The organism is Xanthomonas bonasiae, from assembly GCF_014836395.1.
Taxonomy (GTDB): domain Bacteria; phylum Pseudomonadota; class Gammaproteobacteria; order Xanthomonadales; family Xanthomonadaceae; genus Xanthomonas_A; species Xanthomonas_A bonasiae.
Map to the genome: position 1 here is coordinate 43,456 of NZ_JACSQX010000007.1, position 23,704 is coordinate 67,159.

24 protein-coding genes are annotated in these 23,704 nt (G+C 69.3%); 18 read left to right on the forward strand and 6 right to left on the reverse strand.

The genetic code is table 11. The features are described 5' to 3' along the window. Window positions 1-27: 27 nt before the first annotated feature. From H9658_RS12415 to nth, 3 genes are read left to right on the forward strand one after another with little or no spacing between them, the layout of a single operon-like run. Window positions 28-810, forward strand: a complete 783-nt coding sequence (locus tag H9658_RS12415; RefSeq protein WP_191825575.1) for an enoyl-CoA hydratase-related protein — start codon at window positions 28-30, stop codon at window positions 808-810. A gap of 12 nt (window positions 811-822) precedes the next feature. Continuing rightward, window positions 823-1,191: a hypothetical protein gene (locus H9658_RS12420; protein WP_191825576.1), complete on the forward strand. Its 369-nt coding sequence runs from the start codon at window positions 823-825 to the stop codon at window positions 1,189-1,191. Further along, entirely contained in the window at window positions 1,188-1,862 is a 675-nt protein-coding gene (nth, locus tag H9658_RS12425; protein WP_191825577.1) for an endonuclease III, read from the forward strand. The genes H9658_RS12420 and nth overlap by 4 nt, the downstream gene beginning before the upstream one ends. 616 nt (window positions 1,863-2,478) lie before the next feature. Here the strand turns inward: nth and H9658_RS12430 are convergent. The 3 genes from H9658_RS12430 to H9658_RS12440 form a co-directional block, all read right to left on the reverse strand. Continuing rightward, window positions 2,479-4,056 (reverse strand): SulP family inorganic anion transporter, encoded by a 1,578-nt coding sequence (locus tag H9658_RS12430; RefSeq protein ID WP_406848126.1) that lies wholly within the window; start codon window positions 4,054-4,056, stop codon window positions 2,479-2,481. Between the two features lie 11 nt (window positions 4,057-4,067). Further along, the gene (locus H9658_RS12435; RefSeq protein ID WP_179565773.1) at window positions 4,068-4,757 is read right to left on the reverse strand and encodes a carbonic anhydrase; all 690 of its coding nucleotides are present in this window, start codon (window positions 4,755-4,757) and stop codon (window positions 4,068-4,070) included. Window positions 4,758-4,939: 182 nt separating this feature from the next. Continuing rightward, window positions 4,940-5,269: a hypothetical protein gene (locus tag H9658_RS12440; RefSeq protein ID WP_179565775.1), complete on the reverse strand. Its 330-nt coding sequence runs from the start codon at window positions 5,267-5,269 to the stop codon at window positions 4,940-4,942. A 288-nt stretch (window positions 5,270-5,557) separates the two neighbouring features. Here H9658_RS12440 and H9658_RS12445 point away from each other — a divergent pair, with 288 nt between their 5' ends. The 15 genes from H9658_RS12445 to H9658_RS12515 all read left to right on the forward strand — a co-directional run bounded on the left by H9658_RS12445 (window position 5,558) and on the right by H9658_RS12515 (window position 18,112). Further along, the gene (locus H9658_RS12445) at window positions 5,558-6,808 is read left to right on the forward strand and encodes an OprO/OprP family phosphate-selective porin (protein WP_179565777.1); all 1,251 of its coding nucleotides are present in this window, start codon (window positions 5,558-5,560) and stop codon (window positions 6,806-6,808) included. Between the two features lie 166 nt (window positions 6,809-6,974). Continuing rightward, the gene (gene pstS, locus H9658_RS12450) at window positions 6,975-7,994 is read left to right on the forward strand and encodes a phosphate ABC transporter substrate-binding protein PstS (protein ID WP_179565779.1); all 1,020 of its coding nucleotides are present in this window, start codon (window positions 6,975-6,977) and stop codon (window positions 7,992-7,994) included. A 424-nt stretch (window positions 7,995-8,418) separates the two neighbouring features. Then, a complete protein-coding gene (gene pstS, locus H9658_RS12455; protein ID WP_191825579.1) occupies window positions 8,419-9,519 on the forward strand; it encodes a phosphate ABC transporter substrate-binding protein PstS in 1,101 nt (366 codons plus the stop codon). 240 nt (window positions 9,520-9,759) lie between these two features. Beyond that, entirely contained in the window at window positions 9,760-10,734 is a 975-nt protein-coding gene (gene pstC / locus H9658_RS12460) for a phosphate ABC transporter permease subunit PstC (protein ID WP_179565782.1), read from the forward strand. Next, window positions 10,735-11,601, forward strand: a complete 867-nt coding sequence (pstA, locus tag H9658_RS12465; protein WP_104558869.1) for a phosphate ABC transporter permease PstA — start codon at window positions 10,735-10,737, stop codon at window positions 11,599-11,601. It abuts the gene before it with no gap. Between the two features lie 19 nt (window positions 11,602-11,620). Beyond that, a complete protein-coding gene (pstB, locus tag H9658_RS12470) occupies window positions 11,621-12,448 on the forward strand; it encodes a phosphate ABC transporter ATP-binding protein PstB (protein WP_185815957.1) in 828 nt (275 codons plus the stop codon). 71 nt (window positions 12,449-12,519) lie between these two features. Beyond that, window positions 12,520-13,230 (forward strand): phosphate signaling complex protein PhoU, encoded by a 711-nt coding sequence (phoU, locus tag H9658_RS12475; protein ID WP_179565788.1) that lies wholly within the window; start codon window positions 12,520-12,522, stop codon window positions 13,228-13,230. Window positions 13,231-13,390: 160 nt separating this feature from the next. Continuing rightward, window positions 13,391-13,813, forward strand: coding sequence for an RcnB family protein (locus tag H9658_RS12480; protein WP_179565790.1), 423 nt, complete (start codon window positions 13,391-13,393; stop codon window positions 13,811-13,813). 153 nt (window positions 13,814-13,966) lie between these two features. Beyond that, complete coding sequence (locus H9658_RS12485) at window positions 13,967-14,320, forward strand: HvfA family oxazolone/thioamide-modified RiPP metallophore (protein ID WP_191825580.1); 354 nt, start codon at window positions 13,967-13,969, stop codon at window positions 14,318-14,320. Further along, the gene (locus tag H9658_RS12490) at window positions 14,307-15,191 is read left to right on the forward strand and encodes an HvfB family MNIO-type RiPP peptide maturase (protein WP_191825581.1); all 885 of its coding nucleotides are present in this window, start codon (window positions 14,307-14,309) and stop codon (window positions 15,189-15,191) included. The genes H9658_RS12485 and H9658_RS12490 overlap by 14 nt, the downstream gene beginning before the upstream one ends. Beyond that, window positions 15,184-15,930, forward strand: a complete 747-nt coding sequence (locus H9658_RS12495; RefSeq protein WP_191825582.1) for an HvfC family RiPP maturation protein — start codon at window positions 15,184-15,186, stop codon at window positions 15,928-15,930. Before H9658_RS12490 ends, H9658_RS12495 begins: the two co-directional genes overlap by 8 nt. 300 nt (window positions 15,931-16,230) lie before the next feature. Next, the gene (rnt, locus tag H9658_RS12500) at window positions 16,231-16,875 is read left to right on the forward strand and encodes a ribonuclease T (RefSeq protein ID WP_179565798.1); all 645 of its coding nucleotides are present in this window, start codon (window positions 16,231-16,233) and stop codon (window positions 16,873-16,875) included. Between the two features lie 130 nt (window positions 16,876-17,005). Further along, the gene (locus H9658_RS12505; protein WP_191825583.1) at window positions 17,006-17,395 is read left to right on the forward strand and encodes a hypothetical protein; all 390 of its coding nucleotides are present in this window, start codon (window positions 17,006-17,008) and stop codon (window positions 17,393-17,395) included. 63 nt (window positions 17,396-17,458) lie between these two features. Further along, window positions 17,459-17,797, forward strand: a complete 339-nt coding sequence (locus H9658_RS12510; protein ID WP_191825584.1) for an Imm1 family immunity protein — start codon at window positions 17,459-17,461, stop codon at window positions 17,795-17,797. Between the two features lie 84 nt (window positions 17,798-17,881). After that, on the forward strand, window positions 17,882-18,112 hold the full coding sequence (locus H9658_RS12515) for a hypothetical protein (RefSeq protein WP_191825585.1): 231 nt from the start codon (window positions 17,882-17,884) through the stop codon (window positions 18,110-18,112). A gap of 42 nt (window positions 18,113-18,154) precedes the next feature. Here the strand turns inward: H9658_RS12515 and H9658_RS12520 are convergent, their stop codons facing one another. The 3 genes from H9658_RS12520 to H9658_RS12530 form a co-directional block, all read right to left on the reverse strand. Then, window positions 18,155-21,073, reverse strand: a complete 2,919-nt coding sequence (locus tag H9658_RS12520; RefSeq protein ID WP_191825759.1) for a ligand-binding sensor domain-containing diguanylate cyclase — start codon at window positions 21,071-21,073, stop codon at window positions 18,155-18,157. A gap of 404 nt (window positions 21,074-21,477) precedes the next feature. Beyond that, on the reverse strand, window positions 21,478-22,866 hold the full coding sequence (locus H9658_RS12525) for an ATP-binding protein (RefSeq protein WP_191825586.1): 1,389 nt from the start codon (window positions 22,864-22,866) through the stop codon (window positions 21,478-21,480). Continuing rightward, entirely contained in the window at window positions 22,863-23,588 is a 726-nt protein-coding gene (locus H9658_RS12530) for a response regulator (protein WP_191825587.1), read from the reverse strand. Before H9658_RS12530 ends, H9658_RS12525 begins: the two co-directional genes overlap by 4 nt. Window positions 23,589-23,704: the final 116 nt, after the last annotated feature.

Consider the following 23,704-nt stretch of genomic DNA (forward strand, 5'->3'; position numbering starts at 1 on the left):
CTCTTTTTTTACATCTCAGGAATGGCCATGTCCGGCACGCCGGTCGTCACCACGACCCAGGATGCGATCCGCATCGTCACCGTGAACCGCGCTGACAAGCTCAACGCGTTGAATCGCCAAACATTACAGGCGCTGGACGCGGCCTTCGCCGAGGCCGAGGCCGACCCCGGCATCCGCGTCGTGGTGTTGACCGGCGCCGGCGAGAAGGCCTTCGTGGCCGGCGCCGACATCGCCGAAATGAACGAACTCACACCGGTTCAGGGTCGCGACTTCTCGCAGCTGGGCCAGCGCCTGATGCGCCGGATCGAGCGCCTGTCCAAGCCGGTGCTGGCGATGGTCAACGGGTTCGCGCTCGGCGGCGGGCTGGAACTGGCCATGGCCTGCCACCTGCGCGTGGCCGCCGACAGCGCCCGGCTCGGCCAGCCGGAGATCAACCTCGGGCTGATCCCCGGCTTCGGCGGCACCCAGCGCCTGGTGCGCCTGGCCGGCCGCGCCGCGGCGCTGGAACTGTGCCTGCTCGGCACGCCGATCGATGCGGCGCGCGCGTTGCAGTTGGGCCTGGTCAACCGCGTGGTGCCTGCGGCCGAGTTGCGCGAGGCCACGCTGCAGCTGGCACGGCAACTGGCCGCGGCCGCGCCGCTGGCGTTGCGCGGCATCCTCGACGCGATCCAGGTCGGCGCCGAATCGGCGATCGAGCAAGGCCTCGAGTACGAGACCGCGCAGTTCGGCCTGCTGTTCTCCAGCGAGGACATGCGCGAAGGCACGCGCGCATTCCTGGAGCGGCGCCCGCCGCTGTTCCGCAATCGCTGAGTCGCGCGCCCGATGCCCGACCTGCCCTCCCCCGCATCGCCGCTGCACCTGTTGCGCTGGGTGCTCGACGACGATCTCGACGCGGCGATCGATGCCGGCCTGATGGACTACGTCGGCACCGCCGACGACGACCTGCTCGATCCGACGTATCCGCAGCTGCGCGCGCAGCTGCTGGCGGCGCAACAGCGCCTGCGCGAGGCCTGGGCCGCGCGCGAACGCTACCGCGCACGCAGTGCACGCCTGGCGCGCCGCGCCGCCGCACGCGAGGCACGGCGCGCGCCGCCAGCCACCGTCGCCGCCGCGGGGCCGTCGCTGCCGCCGGCCGCGGCGGCGATCCTGGCGCGGGCCAAGGCCAGGGCGGCCGCGCGGGGTCCGCAATGAGCGCAGCGGTCGCCGCGCCGCGGCGCGGACCCACCTTGAGCAAGGCCGAGATCCACGAACTGTTCTCGCGCCTGTCCGAACTCAATCCCACGCCGACCACCGAGCTGGACTACAGCACGCCGTTCGAGCTGCTGATCGCGGTGATCCTGTCGGCGCAGGCCACCGATGTCGGGGTCAACAAGGCCACGCGTCGTCTCTATCCGGTGGCGAACACGCCGGCGGCGATCCTGGCGCTGGGCGAGGATGGCCTGAAGCGCTACATCTCCACCATCGGCCTGTTCAACGCGAAGGCCAAGAACGTGATCGCCACCTGCCGCATCCTGGTCGAGCAGTACGCCGGCGACGTGCCGCGCGACCGCGCGGCGCTGGAGGCCTTGCCCGGGGTCGGCCGCAAGACCGCCAACGTGGTGCTCAACACCGCCTTCGGCGAGCCGACCATCGCTGTGGACACGCACATCTTCCGCGTCGCCAACCGCACCGGCCTGGCACCGGGCAAGGACGTGCGCGCGGTCGAGGACGGCCTGCTCAAGCGGGTGCCGGCGCAGTTCATGCACGATGCGCACCACTGGCTGATCCTGCACGGCCGCTACGTGTGCAAGGCGCGCAAGCCGGATTGCCCGCGCTGCGTGATCCGCGACCTGTGCCGGTTCAAGGACAAGACGCCGGCGTGAGGCTGTTCCAACGACAGCCGTCGTAGCGCCGCTCAGCTTCACTGTGGGAGCGGCTTCAGCCGCGACCGCTCGCGCAACCGAAAGACCCGTCGCCGCGTTCGTCGCAACCGAAATCGCCCCCACAAAGGCTTCCCAAGCGCAGCCGAGCTACGAGGTCTTTGCGGAAGGGACTTCAGTCCCGACTGCATGTCAGTTCGGAACGTCCACCGCTTCGCTCGTCGCGGCTGAAGCCGCTCCTACACCAGCTTGCGGATCGCCGACCGGGTGCACTGTAGGAGCGGCTTCAGCCGCGACCGCTCGCGCAACCAGAAGACCCATCGCCGCGTTCGTCGCAACCGAAATCGCCCCCACAAAGGCTTCCCAAGCGCAGCCGAGCGGCGAGGCCTTTTGTGGAAGGGACTTCAGTCCCGACCGCATGTCAGTTCGGAACATCCATCGCTTCGCTCGTCGCGGCTGAAGCCGCTCCTGCACGGCCTGCGAATAGCCGGCTGGGTGCACTGTAGGAGCGGCTTCAGCCGCGACAGCTTCCGAATCAGGAATACCCGCAGCTGCACTGGTCGCGACCGAAGCCACTCCTGCACGATTCCCGTGCATGCGCATCAGAACGGCGCGGCCGCTACGCCGCGCGCTGCCCCTCCACGCGTCGGTCCAGTTCCTTCCAGTCCACCACCAGCGCGCAGCCGCGGGCGGCGGCATTGCGGCTCCAGTCGCGCAGCAGCTCCAGGCAGGCATGGTCGACGTGATGCAGCCGCGCCACGTCCAGATGCAGCTCGGTGTTGGGCGGCAACCGCTCGAGGGTGCGCGCCATCGTCGGCACGCGCAGGAAGGTCGCCGAGCCCTCCAGCGACAGGCGCAGCTTGCCGGCTCCGGCCCCTGCCGCAGCGCTGCCGTCGGCGTCCTCGTGCGCATGCACGCCGACCTTCAGCCGCGACTGCTGCAGCGCCAGCCGCAACAACGACAGGGCGAAACCGATCAGCACGCCGGTGAGCAGGTCGGTGGCGACGATGGCGAAGGTGGTCGCCAGGTAGATCGCGGCGGTGCCGCGGCCGTAGGCGGCCAGGTCGCGCACCTGCCCGAGCTTGACCATCTTCAGCCCGGTATAGACCAGGATGCCGGCCAGGCACGCCACCGGGGTCATCCGCAGCAGCCACGGCAGCAGCAGCGCGAACACCAGCAGCCAGCCGGCGTGCAGGATGGTGGACATGCGTGTGGCGGCGCCGGCCTGCACGTTGGCCGCGCTGCGCACGATCACGCCGGTCATCGGCAACGCGCCGAGAAAGCCGCACAGCATGTTGCCCACGCCCTGCGCGGCGAGTTCGCGATCGTAGTGGGTGCGCGGGCCGTCGTGCATGCGGTCCACCGCCGCCGCCGACAACAAGGTCTCGGCGCTGGCGATGAAGGCGAAGGTGAAGGCCGACAGCAGCAGCGTCGCATCGAACACGCCGAGCATCTCGGTCAGGGTCGGGGTCTGGATCGCCGAGAACAGGTTGGCCGGCACGTCGACCTTGCGCACGTCCAGGCCCTGCAGCTGCACCAGCGCGGTCATCGCCACCACCGCCAGCAACGCGCCGGGCACGAAGCGCAGCGGTTGCGGCCGCAGCCGCTCCCAGGCCAGCATGATCGCGATGGTGCCCAGGCCGACCGCCAGCGCGGCACGGCCCACGCCCGCCTCCAGCGCCTGCCACAGTACCGCCGGCAAGGCGGCGAAATTCTCCAGCCCGCGCGCCTTCGGCGCCGCATCCATCAGCACGTGCGATTGCGAGGCGACGATCAGGATGCCGATGCCCGAGAGCATGCCGGCGACCACCGCCGGCGAGGTCATGCGGAACCACACGCCGGCCCGGCACAGCCCGGCGATCAACTGGATCGCGCCGGCCAGCAGGATCACCGGCCCCAATGCGGCCACGCCATGCTGGCGCACGAGTTCGAACACCAGCACGGCCAGGCCGGCGGCGGGGCCGCTGACCTGCAGCGGCGAGCCGGCGATCATGCCGACCACCAGGCCGCCGACGATGCCGGTGATCAGGCCCGCGGCCGGCGGCATGCCCGAGGCGATGGCGATGCCCATGCACAGCGGCAGCGCGACCAGGAACACCACCACCGAGGCCAGCAGGTCGCGGCCGAACGCGCCGTCGCGCAGGTAGCCGGCGAGCGCGGAGGCGCCGGCGCGGGAGGGTTCTGTCATGGTTCGCATGATCGACTCCTTCAGACCGCGACGTTGCGCAGGACCGGCACCAGGCGCGGGCGCGGGGTGGCTTCGGGGGCGCGCTTGCCCTCTTCCGGCAGCAGCGGCACGAAGCGGCCCTGCTCGGCATCGAAGGCGCGGATCTCGCCGTGGGCGATGTCGTAGATCCAGCCATGGATGCGCAGCGCGCCGCGTGCCAGCCGCGCCGCCACCACCGGCTGGGTGCGCAGGTGGTCCAGTTGCGACACCACGTTCTCCTCGGTCAGGCAGTGCAGCGCGTCCTCGGGGTGCCCGGCGTGGTCGTGCTGCGCGGCGACCTGGCGCGCGCTGTCGGTGTGCTTGAGCCAGGCGGCCACGTTCGGCACGTCCTGCAACGCGTCGGGGTTGAGTACCGCCTTCATCGCGCCGCAGTCGGTGTGGCCGCAGACCACGATGTGTTTCACCTGCAGCACCGCCACCGCGTATTCGATCGCCGCGACCACGCCGCTGACGTGCTGCGAGTACGGCGGCACCACGTTGCCGATATTGCGGTAGACGAACAGTTCGCCGGGCTGCGCGGCGAACATCAGTTCCGGCATCACCCGCGAATCGGCGCAGGTGATGAACAGCGTGTGCGGGGTCTGGCCGCCGGCCAGTTGCCGGAACAGGCCGCGCTGGCGCGGGTAGACCTCCTTGCGGAAGTGGCGGAAACCATTGAGCAGACTTTCCATGGGGGAACCTCGGGACAAGGGAAAGGCGTCGCCGCGGCGGATGCCGCAGAACGGGGGACGGACAGCGAGGGCCGCGCCGTGGACGCACTGCACGAGTAGGCAGGCGCTGGCGGGCGGGTGGAAGTCGGAGCGGCGATCGACCTCGACGCGGCCGGCGGCCGAGCGGGATCGGATCCGCTGGCTCAGGCGCTGGGAGGTCGCAGACGCGGCCGCGGATGGGTGCCGGCGCCGTGCCGCGCCGCCGGCTCGGGCCAGATCGGCGCGATGCGTGCCGGCCGCCATGGCGCGGCCGGCAGCACCGGCGTGTCGTCGTACGCAAGCTGATCGGCGCTGCTGCGCGATGCGTCCTGCGCGTCCGCCACCTGCACTTCCGGCGCAGCCGCCTGGCCGCTGTCGGTCGGCGCCGGCGCCAGCGCCGTCGGCGCCGGGCGCAACGCCGGCATCAGCGCCAGCAGCGCGATCAGCAACAGTGCGGCGAGCATCGGCATCCGTTTGCGGGCATGCGAGTTCATGTCTCCACGCTACCCAGCGGGTCCGCGACCGACAAGTGGTGCAGCGCACAAAAGAGCCAATCGATGGCGCGCTGGCGAGACGATGCCGCGCTTTGTGATGTCCGTCGTCCGCCACACCCGCGTGCGGCGTTTCATCTGCGCGCCATCGGAACGCAACATGGCGCGCGTCCAATGGCGCAGATAACGCAGTGGCGTGCACCGGCGTGCACGCCCGGTGTACGTTAAGTGTCACATTTACGCAATCTTCACATATTAGCCTGCGCGCATCTTCCACCGCCCAGGCAACCCATGAAACTGTCTCGCACCCTTCTCTCGGCAGCCGTGCTCGCTGCGATGTTCGCGCCTGCCGCCCACGCCGAAATCGCCATCGACGTGATCGGCGGCTCGGAAATCTCCTTCGAAGGCCTGGTCCAGGCCGACGGCAACTGGTACGACAACGACGTCCAGGACCTCAACGGCACCACCGGCAACAACGGCAAGAACTCCGAGTTCGGCATCCGCCGCGCCGAGCTGGTCGCCAAGGGCAAGGGCCCGGGCAACTACGAGTGGGTCGTCGGCTACGACGCCAGCACCCTGCGCGAGTCGGCCAACAACGGCACCACCGTGCGCAGCACCGGCAAGTTCCTGGACAACAACATCAAGTACAAGTTCGGCGGCAACGCCAACAACTTCCTGCAGGTCGGCCAGTACAAGCAGCCCAACAGCCTGGAAGAACTGTCCAGCACCAAGAACAACGACTTCATCTCCAAGGCCTCGGTCACCAACACCTACGCGGTGTCGCGTCGCCTCGGCGGCGCGGTCGGCTACGGCGACAACAACTGGAGCGTGGTCGGCAGCGTGTTCGGCCGCGAGCTGACCCGCAACCTGGCGCACGGCAGCGGCTACGGCGCGCGCGGCACCTTCGCGCCGATCAACGAGTCGGGCAACATCCTGCACTTCGGCCTGAGCTACGTGAACTACGACACCGACGCCGACACGCTGCGCCTGCGCGCGCGTCCGGACGCCGACCTGGCCTCGGTGCGCCTGGTCGACAGCGGCAACCTGACCAACACCGACCGCATCGGCGTGATCGGCGGCGAAGCGATGTGGGTCACCGGCCCGTTCAAGACCCAGGCCGAGTACTACAACGCCAAGGTCGAGCGCTACGGCTCCAGCGACAACTACAGCAGCGATGGCTGGTACCTCAGCGGCGTGTGGAATATCACCGGCGAGACCTGGGGCTACAAGGCCGGCGTGCCGACCACCCCGCTGCCGAACGAGCCGGCCAGCGGCATGTGGCAGCTGGGCGTGCGTTACGACAGCATCGACCTGAACGACGGCGACCTGATCGCGCGTCCGGTCGGCGCACCGCTGGTCGACGGCGTGCTCGGCGGCAAGATGAGCACCTGGACGGTCGGCGCCAACTGGTACTGGCGCTCCAACTTCAAGCTGGCGCTGAACTACGTGATGGTGGACAGCAGCAAGTACAGCAGCACCACCCGCGGCAACGTCAGCGACAAGCCGAACATCCTCGAAGCGCGCGCGCAGTTCTACTGGTAATCGCCGCGGCCCGATGCCGCGCGCGGCGCATGCCGTGCGCGGCACCGGCGCCATGCTCCGTCGCAGCGTCATGTTTCCGTCATGTAGCAGCCCCGGCACCGTCATCGAACGGTTATGTAATGACCGCATGCGGTGCCCCGCATACCACCCTCCAGGAGCTTCCTCCGTGATCCTCTCGCTCAAATCCCGCGTCGCGACTGCTGTCGTCGCCGCGTCGTTCGTGTTCGCCGCCAATGCCGCCGATGTCACCGGCGCGGGCGCCTCGTTCATCTATCCGGTCATGTCCAAGTGGTCGGCCGACTACAACGCCGCGACCGGCAAGAAGGTCAACTACCAGTCGATCGGTTCCGGCGGCGGTATCGCCCAGATCAAGGCGGCCACGGTCGACTTCGGTTCTTCCGATGCGCCGCTGAAGCCGGACGACCTGGCCGCGTCCGGCCTGGCCCAGTTCCCGTCGGTGATCGGCGGCGTGGTGCCGGTGGTCAACGTGCAGGGCGTCGCCCCGGGCGCGCTGAAGCTGGACGGCAAGACCCTGGCCGACATCTTCCTGGGCAAGGTCAAGACCTGGAACGACCCGGCGATCGTCGCCCTGAACCCGGGCGTGAAGCTGCCCGACGGCAAGATCACCGTGGTGCATCGCTCCGACGGTTCGGGCACCAGCTTCAACTTCACCAACTACCTGTCCAAGGTCAATCCGGACTGGAAGAGCAAGGTCGGCGAAGGCACCGCGGTGCAGTGGCCGGTCGGCATCGGCGGCAAGGGCAACGAAGGCGTCGCCGCCTACGTCAAGCAGATCAAGGGCGGCATCGGCTACGTCGAGCTCTCCTACGCGCTGCAGAACAAGATGTCCTACACCGCGATGAAGAACGCCGCCGGCAAGTTCGTGCAGCCCAGCGACGAGAGCTTCGCCGCCGCTGCCGCCAGCGCCGACTGGGCCAGCGCCAAGGACTTCTACCTGGTGATGACCAACGCCCCGGGCGAGGCGTCGTGGCCGATCACCGCGACCAACTTCATCCTGGTCCACAAGCAGCCGAAGAACCCGGCCAGCGCCAAGGCCACCAAGGACTTCTTCAAGTGGGTCTACGCCAACGGCGACGCCCAGGCCAAGCAGCTGGACTACGTGCCGCTGCCGGACGCGCTGGTCAAGCAGATCGACGCGTACTGGAGCGCCAACCTGAAGTATTGATCGGCTCTCTCTCCGCCGATCGCTACCCGGACGCGGGCCCCTCACGGGGCCCGCGTTTTTTATTCCTTCTCCTTCCGAGACCATGCCCCCATCTCCCCTCGGGACCATGGCCCCCTTTTCGGGGAAGGTGCCCGAAGGGCGGATGAGGGCAGGCACGAAGCGGTGCCTGATCTCGCAGGACGCGCCAGAGCCGACCAGAGACCGAAGGACCCGAGCACCAGCGCAGCGAGCCCGCCCATCTGCGCGTGGCTTCGCCCGCCCCCTCCCCCCCGTCCCCGCTCGCGATGGGAGAAGGGAGCGAAGCTGCTGTTTTCCTTGACCAATTTCACGCACGGGCAGCCGCGTCATGAGGCTGTAACAAAAACATCATTTCATAGCGAACATCCGCCGGACCTTCCGGCCCTCTTCGCTACGGAGTGACTCCATGAAATTGCAGCCGGCACGCTTTGCCGTCCTGTCCCTGGCCCTCGCCTTCGCCGTCACTGCCTGCCAGCCGGGCAATGGCGACAAGCCGCAGGGTGCCGCCGATGCGGCAGGTGGTGCGCCCGCAGCCGCTCCGGCCGACGGCGCCAAGACCGCCGCGGAAATCTCCGGCGCCGGCGCATCCTTCATCTATCCGCTGGTGTCCAAGTGGTCGGCCGACTACCACACCGCCACCGGCAACAAGATCAACTACCAGTCGATCGGCTCCGGCGGCGGCATCGCCCAGATCAAGGCCGGCACCGTCGATTTCGGTTCCTCCGACAAGCCGCTGGACAGCGCCGAGCTGGCCGCGGCCGGCCTCGGCCAGTTCCCCTCGGCGATCGGGGGGGTCGTGCCGGTGGTCAACATGGACGGCATGGAAGCGGGCAAGCTGAAGCTGACCGGCAGCGTGCTGGCGGACATCTTCCTCGGCAAGGTCACCACCTGGAACGATCCGGCGATCGTCGCGCTGAACCCGGGCACCACCCTGCCCAGCACCAAGATCAACCTGGTGCACCGCTCCGACGGTTCGGGCACCAGCTTCAACTTCACCAACTACCTGTCCAAGGTCAGCCCGGACTGGAAGAGCAAGGTCGGCGAAGGCACCTCGGTGCAGTGGCCGGGCGGCGTCGGCGGCAAGGGCAACGAAGGCGTGGCCTCGTACGTGCAACAGATCAAGGGCTCGATCGGCTACGTCGAACTGGCCTACGCGCTGCAGAACAAGATGCCGTACGCCTCGCTGCAGAATGCGGCCGGCAACTGGGTCCAGCCCAACGCCGAAAGCTTCGCCGCGGCGGCCGCGTCGGCCGACTGGGCCAACGCTAAGGACTTCAACCTGGTGATCACCAACGCGCCCGGCGCGCAGGCGTGGCCGATCACCGCTACCAACTTCATGCTGATGCACAAGCAGCCCAAGGATGCGGCGCGCAGCAAGGCGACCCTGGAGTTCTTCAAGTGGGCGTTCGAGAAGGGCCAGCCGCAGGCCAACGAACTGCACTACGTGCCGCTGCCGCCGGAGCTGGTGCAGCAGATCGAGGCGTACTGGGCCAAAGAGTTCAAGTAAGCGCCACCCCGCTTCCGCCCTCGCCGGCGGAAGCATGTGCGCGGCGGCGTGACGCGCCGCGCATGTGAACCGCGCCCGGCATTGCTGCAGGCAGCGCCGGGCGCCGCATCGGTACGACGTAGTCCGGACTTTCGGGTTCCCGCTCGCGCGGGAGCGACGCAGCCACCCACCGCGCGCGGCCATCGCCGCCGCGGCAACGATCGGACCGCGCCACCGCGCGCTCCGGCAAACACCGAGCCCATGAACGCCACTGTCATTCCCGAAGCGATACCGGCGCCCAGCGGACGCGACCTGCGCGACGCCCGTGCCGACCGTCTGTTCCGCTGGACGCTCACCGCCACCGTCGTCTTCGTCCTCATCGCCCTGGCCAGCGCGGCGCTGTCGATGCTGTGGGGCGGCCGCCATGCCTTGCAGATGCAGGGCCTGAGCTTCTTCTACTCCAGCGAATGGAATCCGGTCGAGAACAAGTACGGCGCGCTGGCGCCGATCTACGGCACCCTGGTCACCGCCATGATCGCGATGCTGATCGCGGTGCCGGTGAGCTACGGCATCGCGTTTTTCCTGACCGAAGTGTCGCCGCGCTGGCTGCGCGGCCCGATCGGCACCGCCATCGAACTGCTGGCCGGCATCCCGTCGATCATCTACGGCATGTGGGGCCTGTTCGTGCTGGTGCCGGTGATGACCGAATACGGTACCCCCTGGCTCAACGACCACGTCGGCACGCTGCCGGTGATCGGCCCGATGTTCCAGGGCCCGCCGCTGGGCATCGGCCTGCTCACCGCCGGCTTCGTGCTGGCGATCATGGTGATCCCGTTCATCTCCTCAGTGATGCGCGAAGTGTTCCTGACCGTGCCGACGCGCCTGAAGGAATCGGCCTACGCGCTGGGTTCGACCAAGTGGGAAGTGAGCTGGGACATCGTGCTGCCCTACACCCGCTCGGCGGTGATCGGCGGCATCTTCCTGGGCCTGGGCCGCGCGCTCGGCGAGACCATGGCGGTGGCGTTCGTGGTCGGCAACACGGTGCGGCTGTCGCCGTCGCTGCTGGAACCGGGCACCACCATCGCCGCGCTGATCGCCAACGACTTCGGCGAGGCCACCGAGACCTACCGTTCGGCGCTGCTGCTGCTGGGCTTCGTGCTGTTCATCGTGACCTTCGTGGTGCTGGCGATCGCCCGCCTGATGCTGCAGCAACTGTCGCGCCGGGAGGGCAACTAAATGGCCGCCGACATCGCCGACCGCCTGTACAACCGCCGCCGCGTGGTCAACGTGTTCGCGCTGCTGCTGTCCTGCCTCACCGCGCTGTTCGGGCTGGCGTTCCTGGGCTGGATCCTGTGGACCCTGCTGTCCAAGGGCATCGCCGGCATCGACGTCGACCTGTTCACCCGCATGACCCCGCCGCCAGGCGAAGAAGGCGGCCTGGCCAATGCGTTCTTCGGCAGCGCGGTGATGTGCGGCCTGGCGCTGCTGATCGGCACGCCGCTGGGCGTGGCCGCAGGCACCTGGCTGGCCGAATACGGCAATGCGCGCAAGACCGGCCAGGTGGTGCGCTTCGTCAACGACATCCTGCTGTCGGCGCCGTCGATCGTACTCGGCTTGTTCGTGTACACGCTGTACGTGATGCAGACCGGCGGGCGCTTCTCGGCGATGGCCGGCGCGCTGTCGCTGGCCTTCATCGTGCTGCCGGTGGTGGTGCGCACCACCGACGAAATGCTGCGCCTGGTGCCCTCGCAGATGCGCGAAGCGGCGCTGTCGCTGGGCATCCCGCAGTGGAAGGTGACGGTGCAGGTGCTGTACCGCAGCGCCTCGGCCGGCATCGTCACCGGCGTGCTGCTGGCGCTGGCGCGCATCAGCGGTGAGACCGCGCCGCTGCTGTTCACCGCATTCGGCAACCAGTACTGGAACAACAACGTGATGCAGCCGATGGCGAGCGTGCCGGTGGTGATGAACTCCTTCGCCGGCAGCCCCTACCCGAGCTGGCAGCAGCTGGCCTGGTCCGGCGCGCTGGTGCTCACCGTGTTCGTGCTGCTGGTCAGCCTCGGCGCGCGCGGCCTGCTGCGCCGCTACAAGACTTCCAACGATTGATTCCCCTATGGAACCGGCCATGAACGATCACCACAACACCGCACCGATGCACCGCATCGCCATGCCCGCCGGACACACCGCGCTGGCGCCATCGCCGGTCAAGGTGGCCGCACGCGGCCTGGACTTCTACTACGACAAGTACCACGCGCTGAAGGGCATCAACATCGAGGTGCCGGAAAAGCGCGTCACCGCGTTGATCGGCCCGTCCGGTTGCGGCAAGTCGACCCTGCTGCGCATCTTCAACCGCATCTATGCGCTGTATCCGAAGCTGGAGGCGCGCGGCGAGGTGCTGCTGGACGGCGAGAACATCCTGTCGCCGAAGTACCCGATGAACCGACTGCGCAGCAAGGTCGGCATGGTGTTCCAGAAGCCGGTGCCGTTCCCGATGACCATCTTCGAGAACGTCGCCTACGGCATCCGCCACCACGAGAAGCTGTCCAAGGCGGACATGACCGACCGCGTCGAGCAGGCGCTGCGCCAGGGCGCGCTGTGGGACGAGGTCAAGGACAAGCTCGGGCAGAGCGCGCTGGGCCTGTCCGGCGGCCAGCAGCAGCGCCTGTGCATCGCCCGCGCCGTGGCCCTGCGCCCGGACGTGCTGCTGCTCGACGAGCCGACCTCGGCGTTGGACCCGATTTCCACCAGCCGCATCGAGCAACTGGTCGAAGAACTGAAGAACGACTACACCATCGTCATCGTCACCCACAACATGCAGCAGGCCGCGCGCGTGTCCGACTACACCGCCTTCATGTACCTGGGCGACCTGATCGAACACGACCGCACCGAGATCATCTTCTCGCAGCCCAGCAAGCAGCAGACCGAAGACTACATCACCGGCCGCTTCGGCTGAGACGCCCCGACGCCAGCCCCGCGACGCCAGGACGGCCGCGGCGACACTAACGAATCCAACGGACCTACGACATGAACACCCAGCCGAACGAGCACATCGTGAAGAGCTACGACGAAGAACAGCACCGCATCGCCGCGGAGATCGTGCGCATGGGCGAGACAGCGGTGGCGCAGCTGGAAGCGGCGCTGGACGTGGTCGAGCGCCGCGACGACAACGCCGCGCTGCGCATCGTCGTCAACGACGAGGCGATCGACGCGCTCGAGCATGCGATCAGCAGCGACGTGATGCGGCTGGCGTTGCGTGGGCCGATGGCGCGCGACCTGCGCGAGATCCTCGCCGGCCTGCGCATCCCGGCCGACATCGAGCGCATCGGCGACTACGCGGCGAACGTGGCCAAGCGCTCGATCGCGCTGAACACCTCGCCGCCGATGCCGCAGACGCTGGGCCTGCGCCAGCTCGGCAAGCTCGCCGCGCAGCAGGTCCGCGAAGCGCTGCTCGCCTACCAGAGCAACGACGCCGACGCCGCGCTGCGGGTCCGCCAGGGCGATGCGCTGCTGGACGCGCAGTACACCGCACTGTTCCGCGAACTGCTGACCTACATGATGGAAGATCCGCGCAACATCACCCCGTGCACGCATCTGCTGTTCATGGCCAAGAACCTGGAGCGGATCGGCGACCACGCCACCAACATCGCCGAGAACGTGTGGTTCCTGGTGCATGGCGACCAGCCGCTGCCGCCGCGCGACAAGCGCGACGAAACCAGCAGCACCTCGGGCATCTGAGTCCGGATTCACGCGGCCTCGACGCGGTCGATACGTGGCGACACATATCGACACGTGCAAATGATTGAATCTCCTGGAAATTTTATCGCCTATTCATCGGCTGGCGCCTAGCGTGTCGGTACGCGTGGAGCCGTTCTCCACCGACCACCCAGGAGACACCATGAAGCGCATCATCGGTTCGGTCCTCGCCCTGTCCTTGCTGGCCTCCGGCGGCGCATTCGCCGCCGGCCAGGACGACCACGATCGCGACCGCGATCCGCAGCAGGTGCGCAAGGACCATCAGGACGACAAGGGCCGCAAGGACCAGCACGGCGATCGCGGTCCGCAACAGGCGCGCAACGACGGCCGCCGCGACGATCATCGCGACGACCGCCACGACAACGGCCGCCATGAAGGTCCGCGCCACTACAAGCGCGGCGAACGCCTGGCCTCCGATCATCGCGGCGACCGCGTGCCCGACTACCGCAAGCGCGGCCTGAAGGCGCCGCCGCGTGGCCACGAGTGGCGCCGGGTCGACAACCAGTACGTGCTGATCGCCGTCGCCACCGGCGTCATCAGTAGCGTCATCGCCAACAGCCGCTGAGGCGGCGGCGCACACCAGGCCCCGCTTCGGCGGGGCCTTTTCGTTGGCGGACGGCGCAGCGCCGCATGCGGCGCACGGCGCCAGCGGGTACGCTTGGCGGACACGGCCAGCGTGGCGACGCCGGCACCACGTCCGCCTGCCAGGAGAGTCCGCATGTCCATTCCCTCGCGTCCGTCCACCGCCCTCGCCGGCGCCGTCCTGCTCGGTGGCCTGGGCCTGTCCGCCTCCGCGCTGGCGATGACCGACCTGGCCCAGGGCTATGCGCTCGGCGCCCAGGCCGCGGCGCCGCCGAGCGCCGACAAGGCAGCGACCACGGTGCCGGCGCAGCCCAAAACCAATGCCAAGTCCACGGATGCCGCCGGCGCCGACAAGGCCGCCGAGGGCACATGCGGTGCGCATGCGCAGGACGCCGCTACGGCCAAGCCGGACAAGGCCGCCGCCCAGCATGACGACAAGGCGATGGCCGAAGGCAAGTGCGGCGAAGGCAAGTGCGGTGGCGGCGGCTGATTCCGCGCCGCGCCTGCTGCCTGCGGCGAGCGCCGGACTCGGCCTGCGCCGCGGCCTGCTGCCGGAACTGCTGCAGGCCGCGCCGGCCGCGTTCGATTTTCTCGAGTGCGCGCCGGACAACTGGATCGGCGTCGGCGGCCGCCTGGGCGCGATGCTGGATACGCTGGCCGCGCGCCATCCGCTGAGCTGCCATGGCCTGTCGCTGTCGCTCGGCGGCATGGCGCCGCTGGACGCGGACCTGCTGCGGCAGACCCGGCGGTTCCTGGATCGGCACCGCGTCGCGCTGTACAGCGAACACCTGAGCTACAACGCCGACGACGGCCAGCTCTACGAACTGCTGCCGCTGCCGTTCACCGACGAGGCGGTGCGCCATGCCGGCGCACGCATCGCCCAGGCGCAGGATGCGCTCGGCCGGCGCATCGCGGTGGAGAACGTGTCCTACTACGCCGCGCCTGGCCAGGCGTTGAGCGAAGCCGAGTTCGTTGCCGCGGTGCTGGCCGAAGCCGACTGCGACCTGCTGCTCGACGTCAACAACGTCTGCGTCAACGCCGCCAACCACGGCTACGACGCCCGCGCCTTCCTTGCCGCGATGCCGAGCGCACGCATCGCCTCGTATCACATCGCCGGGCATCGCGACGACGCCGCCAGCGCGCTGAAGATCGACACCCACGGCGCGGCGGTGGCTGCCGACGTGTGGGATCTGCTCGACGCCGCCTATCGGCTGCATGGCGTGCGCCCCACCCTGCTCGAGCGCGACAGCCAGTTCCCGCCGCTGTCCGAGCTGCTGCACGAGGTGCAGCGCATCCGCGACGCACAGGCGCAGGCCACGTCGGCGCGAGCAGCGCAGATGGCGCAAGCGGCGCATGGCTGATTCCCTGCACGCGCAGCAGTTCGCGCTGGCCCTGCACCTGCGCGATCCGCAGCGGCACGCGCCGCCGGCGGACATCGAGCCGCGGCGGCTGGCGGTGTACCGCGCGCTGTTCTTCGACAACCTCGCGCAATTGCTCGCCTCGCATTTCCCGGTGCTGCGCGCCACCCTGGGCGAGGACGCATGGCAGGCACTGCTGCGCGCGTTCTGCGCCGGGCACCGCGCGCGCACGCCGCTGTTCCCGCGCATCGGCGGCGAGTTCGTGCGCTTCCTGCAGCAACGCGGCGAGGACGCGCAACAGCCATGGCTGGCGGAACTGGCGCACTACGAAACGGTCGAGCTGGAGGTGCAGATCGACGATGCGCCATTGCCGCCGCACGATCCGCACGGCGACCTGCTCGACGGCGTTCCGCAGCTCTCGCCCTGGCTGCGCCTGCTGCGCTATCGCTGGCCGGTGCAGCGCATCGGCCCGGCCTGGCAACCGGGCGAGGCACCGGCGCAGGCCACCTGCCTGCTGGCGCGGCGCGATGCCGACGGCCAGGCCCGCTTCGCCGAACTGGCGCCGCTGGCGCATGCCCTGGTCGAGCGGCTGCGCGACGGCGAGCACAGCGGACGCGCGCTGCTGTTGCGCCTGGCCGCCGAGCACGGCCAGGACCCGGCCGCGCTGCTGCACGACGGCGCCGCGCTGCTCGAGCGCCTGCGCCAGCAGGGCAGCGTGCTCGGTACCCGCGTGCCGGCCTGAGGCGCGCAACGCGTTAACCAAGCACGGGGACATTTCGGTCCATCGGTCCTGCCACTGTGGGAGCGACTTCAGTCGCGACGGGATTTACCGCGAACGCCCGTCGCGACTGAAGTCGCTCCCACACCACTCCGCCGACGGCGCTCCCTCGATCCGGACGTCGCGTCACCGATCCGCAGAACTTCGTCGCGTCCCGCGGCGCGGCGCCTGTGTCGAAGGTGCGCGCCTGATTCGATCGGTCTTCGCCAGGCCCGCGCGCCCCATCGCGGCCGAGGTTTAGCCGCGCTCTGCTACCCTGCACGCATGAACGATCACGTCGAAAGCCCGTCCCAACCCCTTGCCGCCACCCCGATGTCGCGGCGTTTCCGCGGCTATCTGCCGGTGGTGGTGGACGTGGAGACCGGCGGCTTCGACTGGAACCGGCACGCGCTGCTGGAGATCGCCGTGGTTCCGATCGAGATGGACGACGCCGGCCAGCTGTACCCCGGCGCCACCGCCAGCGCGCATGTGGTGCCGGCGCCCGGCACCGCCATCGACCCAAAGTCGCTGGAAGTCACCGGCATCATCCTCGACCACCCGTTCCGCTTCGCCAAGCCCGAGCGCGAGGCGCTGGACCACGTGTTCGCGCCGGTACGCGCGGCGGTGAAGAAGTACGGCTGCCAGCGCGCGATCCTGGTCGGCCACAACGCCCACTTCGACCTGAACTTCCTCAACGCCACCGTGGCCCGCTGCGGCCACAAGCGCAACCCGTTCCACCCCTTCAGCGTGTTCGACACCGTGACCCTGGCCGGCATCGCCTACGGCCAGACCGTGCTGGCCCGCGCCGTACAGGCGGCCGGCTTCGACTGGAACGCCGCCGACGCGCACAGCGCGGTCTACGACACCGAGCAGACCGCGCGCCTGTTCTGCAAGATCGCCAATGCGTGGCCGGCGCCGCAGATCGGCTGAGGGTCCAGCACCGACCGCAGCCGCACCGCATTGTCGGCCAGAGGGCCAACGCTTCAACAAGCTCGCTTAGCCTTGCGGCTCTCAACTCAGGTATCAGCTGGCTATGGGAATGTTCCGGCAACCGATCATTATGGCCGCCCTGCTCTTGGCAGACAGCGCGCAAGCGGACGATTTCCTGCGCCAAAACGTCCTTTACTTCCTGCAACACGCGTCCGTGACTGCACATGTCCGCATTGATCGCACTCGTACCGTCAATGAATTTCGCGACCTCACGACCGGGCGGGTCGGATACAAGACGTTCGAAGTGATGGCCACCGTCATCGAGGGATTCAAGGGCGTCGGACAAGGCAAGATTACGTTCCTCGTCGTCCAGGAGCAGCCTTCCGACCCGCCACGCAACGGCCAATTCATCGTCAGCCTGAATCGCGACAAGGATGGCCGTCTCGTCTTTGCGGATGACAGCGTCTTGTGGGTAGCCGCCAGCCCAGACCTGCTTGCCGCAGTCCGCGCGGGCGAATAACGAAAGAGTGCATTCGGGCAGAGCCGCCTCGCGGCTCGATGTAGGCTGAGAGCCAGATAAAAAATGTCTCAAGATCAACATCAAGAGCTTTGGTACCAGGCCGCGGGCGGGCAGTCGCTTTGCGCACTCATAAACGGTCGCGTCGGTTGTTTGATGTACCTGCGCGAAGCCGGAGACGCTGGATTCAGTTCACGCAACCCGGACTATTCCGGCCCTGAGGATGCGATGATCGAGTTCATCCTTGGCAACGGCCAATTGGATCTCTATCCGGCGTCGTGGACACTCCCGCTGACGCATATCACGCAGGCCATTGATTACTTTCAATCGACAGGATTACCGCCGCCCTTTATCGCTTGGAATAACGACTCAGAAGATGGCAGCCTGCCCGGCCCTATCACCTAAACAATTCTGATGTTGCCGATTCGAATACCTGGCCTTCGCGCGACCATGGACATGGCCACTCTCAGACCCAACCATAATTGATCGATGCTTGATTTCATCGGAGAACTTGGCGGACTCGATCCATGGCTGTGGCGTGGGTGGGCGTATCTGTTTTCCTCTTCCTACCGTGCGAACCGGTACGCGCGATGGGCTGCAGAAGGCCGCATCTACGCTTTAGCGGATATCGCGTTCTCACTGGCGATCATGGCACTGGAGATTTATCTGGCCGTTGTTTTTTCAAATATTGCACTTGAGAGCATTGGCAGTCATCGCTGACAGTTCCTCAGATCAAAAGCCGCGACTGCACGCGCCAAGCGGTTACCCCACACACACCCGATCCCGCCCCCCGCTCTTCGCCCGATACAACGCCACATCCGCGCGCTGCAGCAGCTGGCTCGGCGTCTCCTCCCCACTCAGCGCGACCAGCCCGGCGCTGAAGGTGACCCGCAGCGATGGCGCGTCGGCCCACTGCAGGCGCGCGTGGAACAGGTCGCGCAGGCGCGCGGCCATGCGCTCGGCGTCGGCCAGCGGGGTGTCGCCGAGCAGTACCGCGAATTCCTCGCCGCCCAGCCGCGCCGGCAGGTCGGAGCCGCGGCAGGCGCTCAGCAACAGTTGCCCAACCTCGCGCAGCACCGCATCGCCGGTGGCGTGCGAGTAGCCGTCGTTGATCTGCTTGAAGCGGTCGATGTCGATCACCAGCAGGCACAGCGGAGTGCCGCTGCGCTGCGCGCGGCGCAGCTCGCGCAGCAGCACTTCGTCGAAATGGCGGCGGTTCGGCAGCGCGGTCAATGCGTCCTCGTGGGCCTGGCGCTCGAACGCGTCGGCCTGGTCCTGCAGTTCGGCCAGCAGCTGACTCTTGTCGGCGTCGGCGCGCAGCAGCCGCTCGGTCTGCAGTTGCAGGGCGCCGGTGCGCTGCTTGACCAGCCGCTCCAGGCGCAGATTGCGCCGCTTGTAGCGGGCGATCAGGTAGCGGTACAGCGCCACCAGCGCGAACAGCAGCGCCAGCGCGGCAGCGGCCTGCACGCTGCCGCGTTGCCACCACAGCGGGGCGACGCTGAAATGCCAGACCGCCTCGCGCGTGCTCCAGGCGCCATCCGGATGCGCCGCGGCCACGCGCAAGGTGTAGTCGCCCGGCGGCAGGCCGATGAATTCGACGCTGCGCTGCTGGCCGCGCTCCACCCACTCCTTGTCCAGGCCGTCGAGCCGGGTGCGGTAGCGGATGCGCTCGGGCAGCAGGTAGCTGAGCCCGACGTAGGACACCGCGATGCGCGTGGCGCCGGGCAGGCGCGACTGGCGCCGCCAGGCGAACGGCCGCCCATCCAGCAGCACGTTCTCGATCGCCGCTGGCGGCGGCAGGCGTTCGCGGAAGCGCTGCAGCCGGCGCGGATCGACCGTGCTGATGCCGCCGGCGGTGACCAGCCACACGCTGCCGTCGCCACGCACGATTTCCGATGGGCCGGAGCTGCCGTTGCCCTGGGCATTGGCCATGCCGTCGATCTCGTTGTAGCGGGTCACCTGCAGTCTGCCGGCGCGGCCGTCGGCGACCGCGTTCAGCGCGTCGGCGCTAGTCCGCAGCACGCCACGGTTGCTGCTGATCCAGACGTTGCCGAGGCGGTCGCGGACCAGCTGGAACACGGTGTCCACCGGCATGCCCTGCTCCAGCCCGACCCGCGCCAGGCGGCCGTCGCGATAGCGGTGCAGGCCGCGGTCGGTGGAAATCCACATGTCGCGGCCCAGCGCCTGGAAGCCGAACACGCTGCGCGCGCCGCCCAGCGGCTCCAGCGGCAGCCGCTGCACGCGGCCGTCGCGCAGCACCGAGGCGCCTTCGACCGAGCCGATCCACAGCGCGCCATCGATGCTCGCCAGCGCGGTGATCAGGCCTTGCGGCAAGCCCGGCACGTCGGCCACGCGCGCCTGTTCGCCGTCGATGCGCACCAAGCCGCGCTGGGTGCCGATCCACACCGTGCCGGCGCGGTCCACGCTGATCGCGCGGACGTGGCCGCTGGGCAGGCCGTCGCCCTTGTCGTAGTGGCGGCGCACGCGGCCGTCGCGCAGCCGGTACACGCCGTCGGCGTAGGTGCCGACCCACAGGTCGCCGTCGCTGCCGCGCGCCAGGCTCAGCACCGATGGCGCGCTGCCGTCGGCGTTGCGCAGGCCCGCCGGCGCGATGCTGCCGTCCGCCGCCATCCGGTCCAGGCCGGCGGCGCTGCCGATCCACAGCGCGCCGTCGGGCGCTTCCAGCAGCGCGCGCACGTAGTCGCCGCTGAGTCCGTCGCGGCGCGTGTAGCTGGTGAACAGGGTTTCGCGCAGCCGGAACAGGCCGCCGTTGGCACCGATCCAGATGCTGCCCTCGGCGTCTTCGAGCAGGCTCACCACGCGCCCGTTGGGCAGCACTTCGCCCGGCGCCATGTGCTCGATGCCGTGCCGGCCGATGCGCAGCAGGCCCTGGTTCTCGGTGCCCAGCCACAGCGCGCCGTCGCGGTCGCGCAGCATCGCGGTGAAGTGGCCGTAGCCCGGCAGGCGGTGCACCAGCACGGCGCGCTCGTCCTGCAGCCGGTACACGTTCTCGCCAGCGACCAGCCACAGCGTGCCGGCGGCGTCGCGGTACGGCCAGGCCAGGCCGGGCGGCAACCCGAAGGCGTCCGGCGCGCGCCGCAGCACGCCCTGCGCGTCGCGGTACAGCAGGCCGTCGAGGCTGCCGATCCAGACCCGGCCGCGGTCGTCCACCGCCATCCGCGGGAAGCTGTTGGCCAGCGGCAGGTCCGGCGGCGCCGGCTGGTAGTCGAAGCGGCCGTCCGGCCACAGGCAGCCCAGGCCATTGCCTTCGAACAGCAGCCATAGCCGTCCCTGGCGGTCTTCGGTCATGGCGTGGATCAGCGCGCGCGGCCAGCCCGGCGGCTGCAGCCAGAAGCGCCAGTTGCCGGCGCGGTCGTAGCGGCCCAGGTTGCCGCGCGAATCGCTGAGCCACAGCGCGCCGTCGCGGCCGACGTACAGCGCACCGACGCCGTTGTCGGGCAGGCCGGGCCGGGTGCTGCGATCGATCACCGCGAAGTCCAGGCCGTTGTAGCGCACCAGGCCTTCCCAGGTGGCGAACCACAGGCGTCCGTCCGGGGTCTGCGCCAGGTCGCGCAGCGAGTTGTGCGGCAGGCCGTTGCGCGAGGTCCAGGCATCCACGGCGTAGTCGCGCAGCGGCGGCGGCCCGGCCGCGGCCGGGTCGGCAGCCGCGGCCGGCCCCATTCCGAGCGACAGTGCGCACAGCGCCAGCAGCAGCCACGCATGCGCGGCGCGGCGGACGGCCGCCGCATGCCCCGACGCCGCCGCCCTCACCGGATCGATCCGGCCCGGAGGGCGCCAGCGCGTGCCATCGCTCCCCATGCGGGTCGCAAGAGGCTTGCGCGGACGCAGGCTGAACCAGCGCGTCGGCGGGCAGGCGCCGCCGCGTCATGACGCCGCGCCGGACCGGCGCCAGCACGGCCCTGCGGGCCGGTGCTGCCAGGCAGCGGCCGCCATGCCCGGGGGCACGGCGGCCGGCCAGGATCGGCGAGACGGGGGCGATGCTGGCTCATTGCCGGAACGGAACACGGGAACAGCGCACATGGTAGGCAAAAATCCGCCGCCGCGGGTGGACGCGCGTGCCGCGCTCAGTTCCGGCGCAGTGGCGCCGCCCATTGCACGCAGGCTTCCAGGCCGCCTTCGGGCAGGTTGCGCAGGCGCAGCGTGGCGCCGTCCTTCTCGGCCAGCGCACGGGCGATGGTCAGGCCCAGGCCGGCGCCGCCGGTCTCGCGCGAGCGCGACGTCTCCAGGCGTACGAACGGCGCGAACACGGTCTCCAGTTCGGCCTCGGCGATGCCCGGACCGCGGTCGCGCACGTACACGGCGAGCATCCCGTCGGCATGGCGCTCGGCGGCCACCCGCACCGATCCGCCGTATTTCAGCGCGTTGTCGACCAGATTGGAGAACAGCCGGTGCATCGCCAGCGGGCGCAGCGGCAGCACCGCGCCGCAGCCGTGTTCGAAGACCGCGTCGGCGCCGGCCTCGGCCGCGTCCTCGACCACGCTCTGCAGCAGCGAATCCAGGTCCAGGGCGGCGCGCTGTTCGGCGGTCTCGGCGCTGCGCGCCAGTTCCAGGCCTTCGCGGATCAACGCCTGCATCGCCGCCAGGTCGCCGATCAGGCGCTCGCGCAGCGCTTCGTCCTGCACGTTCTCCAGCCGCAAGCGCAGCCGCGTGGACGGGGTCTGCAGGTCGTGGGTGATCGCCGCCAGCATCTGCGTGCGTTCGCCCAGATGCCGCTGCAGGCGCTGCTGCATCGCATTGAAGGCCTGCGCGGCGCGGCGCACTTCCAGCGGCCCGCGCACCTGCAGCGGCGGGCGCTGCAGGTCCTGGCCGAGGTCGGCGGCGGCATCGGCCAGCCGCTGCAACGGCGTGCTGGCGATGCGCGCGACCACATAGGCCAGCAGCGCGATGGCCAGCGCCAACAGCGACAGGAACAGCGGGTCCACCGCCAGCGCGGTCTGCCGCGCGATCGGCTGGGTCTGCAGGCCCAGCCGCAGCGGCGTGCCGTCGTCCAGGCGCAAGGCGATCAGCCGGCAGGTCGGCGGTTCCAGCGAGGCGTCCTGGCGGTCGAAGTCGCGGCGCTGCGGCGGCGGCAGGAACTCCGGACGCTGCGGCATGCAGGCGGGCATGTCCAGGCGCGACACCTGCGCCGGCGCGAGTGCGCCGCCGCGCGCGCCGAGCACCGCGGCGAAGACCGGGTCCGGCGCCTGCCCGCGCGCCGTGGCCGGCAGGATGCGGATGCCCGGCCCGCCCAGCGACAGCAGCCGCGCGCGCAGTTCCGGGCCGGCGCTCTGCAACAGTTCGACGAAACTCTGCAGCCGGTCGGCGGCGCGCTCCATGTTCTGCCGGTCGAATTCCTGGCGGCGCTTGGCATTGGCCAGCAGCGTGGCGAAGCTGGCCGCGCAGGCCATGCCCAGCAGCAGGATCAGGAACAGGCGCCCGGCCATCGAGGCGAAGAACCGGCGCAGCCGCTTCATTCCAGCGCCACCGCCGCGGCCAGCACATAGCCTTCGTTGCGCACGGTCTTGATCAGGCCGTCGCCGCCGCTGTCGCCCAGTTTCTGCCGCAGGCGGCTGATCTGCAGGTCAATCGCGCGGTCCTGCGCCTCGTACTGGCGGCCGCTGCTCAGCGCCACCAGCTGTTCGCGCGACAGCACCTTGTTGGCATGGCCGACGAACACCCGCAGCAGGCGGAATTCGGCACCGGACAGCACCACCACCCTGCTGCCCGGATCGACCAGGTGGCGTTGCTCCAGGTCGAACAGCCAGCCGCCGAAGCGCGCGCGGCGGATCGCCAGCGGCTCCAGGTTGGCCGGCAGCGCCTCGGTCCGGCGCAGCACGTTGCGGATCCGCGCCAGCAGTTCGCGCGGTTCGAACGGTTTGGCCAGGTAGTCGTCGGCGCCCATCTCCAGGCCGAGCACGCGGTCGATCGGCTCGCTGCGCGCGGTCAGCATGATCACCGGCGTGCTCGACTTGGCGCGCAGGTCGCGGCACAGGGTCAACCCGTCCTCGCGCGGCAGGTTCAGGTCGAGCACGATCAGGTCCACGTGTTCGCGCTCCAGTACCTGGCGCATCTGCGCGCCATCGCTGGCGATGCTGACCTGATAGCCGGCGCGGCCCAGCTGTTCGGCCAGGAGGGTGCGGATGTCGACGTCGTCGTCGACCACCAGCAGGCGATGCATGGTCGGTTCTTCCTTCATGCGGCGATGATCCATCCTAGCCGATCGGCGCGCACGCCCGGTGCGTGTCGCCGCGTATCGCCAGCCTGGCCGGAAACACTTCGATACGGGCCACGCTGAACCCGATACACGCCGAC

Bases quoted from the DNA above. Each gene is read 5' to 3' on its own strand.
- H9658_RS12445 (WP_179565777.1), top strand. From the start codon at position 5,558: ATGAAACTGTCTCGCACCCTTCTCTCGGCAGCCGTGCTCGCTGCGATG.
- H9658_RS12510 (WP_191825584.1), top strand. From the start codon at position 17,459: ATGTCTCAAGATCAACATCAAGAGCTTTGGTACCAGGCCGCGGGCGGG.
- pstC (WP_179565782.1), top strand. From the start codon at position 9,760: ATGAACGCCACTGTCATTCCCGAAGCGATACCGGCGCCCAGCGGACGC.
- H9658_RS12530 (WP_191825587.1), bottom strand. From the start codon at position 23,588: ATGAAGGAAGAACCGACCATGCATCGCCTGCTGGTGGTCGACGACGAC.
- H9658_RS12415 (WP_191825575.1), top strand. From the start codon at position 28: ATGTCCGGCACGCCGGTCGTCACCACGACCCAGGATGCGATCCGCATC.
- H9658_RS12440 (WP_179565775.1), bottom strand. From the start codon at position 5,269: ATGAACTCGCATGCCCGCAAACGGATGCCGATGCTCGCCGCACTGTTG.
- H9658_RS12420 (WP_191825576.1), top strand. From the start codon at position 823: ATGCCCGACCTGCCCTCCCCCGCATCGCCGCTGCACCTGTTGCGCTGG.
- H9658_RS12505 (WP_191825583.1), top strand. From the start codon at position 17,006: ATGGCCGCCCTGCTCTTGGCAGACAGCGCGCAAGCGGACGATTTCCTG.
- nth (WP_191825577.1), top strand. From the start codon at position 1,188: ATGAGCGCAGCGGTCGCCGCGCCGCGGCGCGGACCCACCTTGAGCAAG.
- pstS (WP_191825579.1), top strand. From the start codon at position 8,419: ATGAAATTGCAGCCGGCACGCTTTGCCGTCCTGTCCCTGGCCCTCGCC.
- H9658_RS12485 (WP_191825580.1), top strand. From the start codon at position 13,967: ATGTCCATTCCCTCGCGTCCGTCCACCGCCCTCGCCGGCGCCGTCCTG.
- H9658_RS12430 (WP_406848126.1), bottom strand. From the start codon at position 4,056: ATGCGAACCATGACAGAACCCTCCCGCGCCGGCGCCTCCGCGCTCGCC.
- H9658_RS12515 (WP_191825585.1), top strand. From the start codon at position 17,882: ATGCTTGATTTCATCGGAGAACTTGGCGGACTCGATCCATGGCTGTGG.
- H9658_RS12435 (WP_179565773.1), bottom strand. From the start codon at position 4,757: ATGGAAAGTCTGCTCAATGGTTTCCGCCACTTCCGCAAGGAGGTCTAC.
- H9658_RS12480 (WP_179565790.1), top strand. From the start codon at position 13,391: ATGAAGCGCATCATCGGTTCGGTCCTCGCCCTGTCCTTGCTGGCCTCC.
- rnt (WP_179565798.1), top strand. From the start codon at position 16,231: ATGAACGATCACGTCGAAAGCCCGTCCCAACCCCTTGCCGCCACCCCG.
- H9658_RS12495 (WP_191825582.1), top strand. From the start codon at position 15,184: ATGGCTGATTCCCTGCACGCGCAGCAGTTCGCGCTGGCCCTGCACCTG.
- phoU (WP_179565788.1), top strand. From the start codon at position 12,520: ATGAACACCCAGCCGAACGAGCACATCGTGAAGAGCTACGACGAAGAA.
- H9658_RS12525 (WP_191825586.1), bottom strand. From the start codon at position 22,866: ATGAAGCGGCTGCGCCGGTTCTTCGCCTCGATGGCCGGGCGCCTGTTC.
- pstB (WP_185815957.1), top strand. From the start codon at position 11,621: ATGAACGATCACCACAACACCGCACCGATGCACCGCATCGCCATGCCC.
- pstA (WP_104558869.1), top strand. From the start codon at position 10,735: ATGGCCGCCGACATCGCCGACCGCCTGTACAACCGCCGCCGCGTGGTC.
- H9658_RS12520 (WP_191825759.1), bottom strand. From the start codon at position 21,073: ATGGGGCCGGCCGCGGCTGCCGACCCGGCCGCGGCCGGGCCGCCGCCG.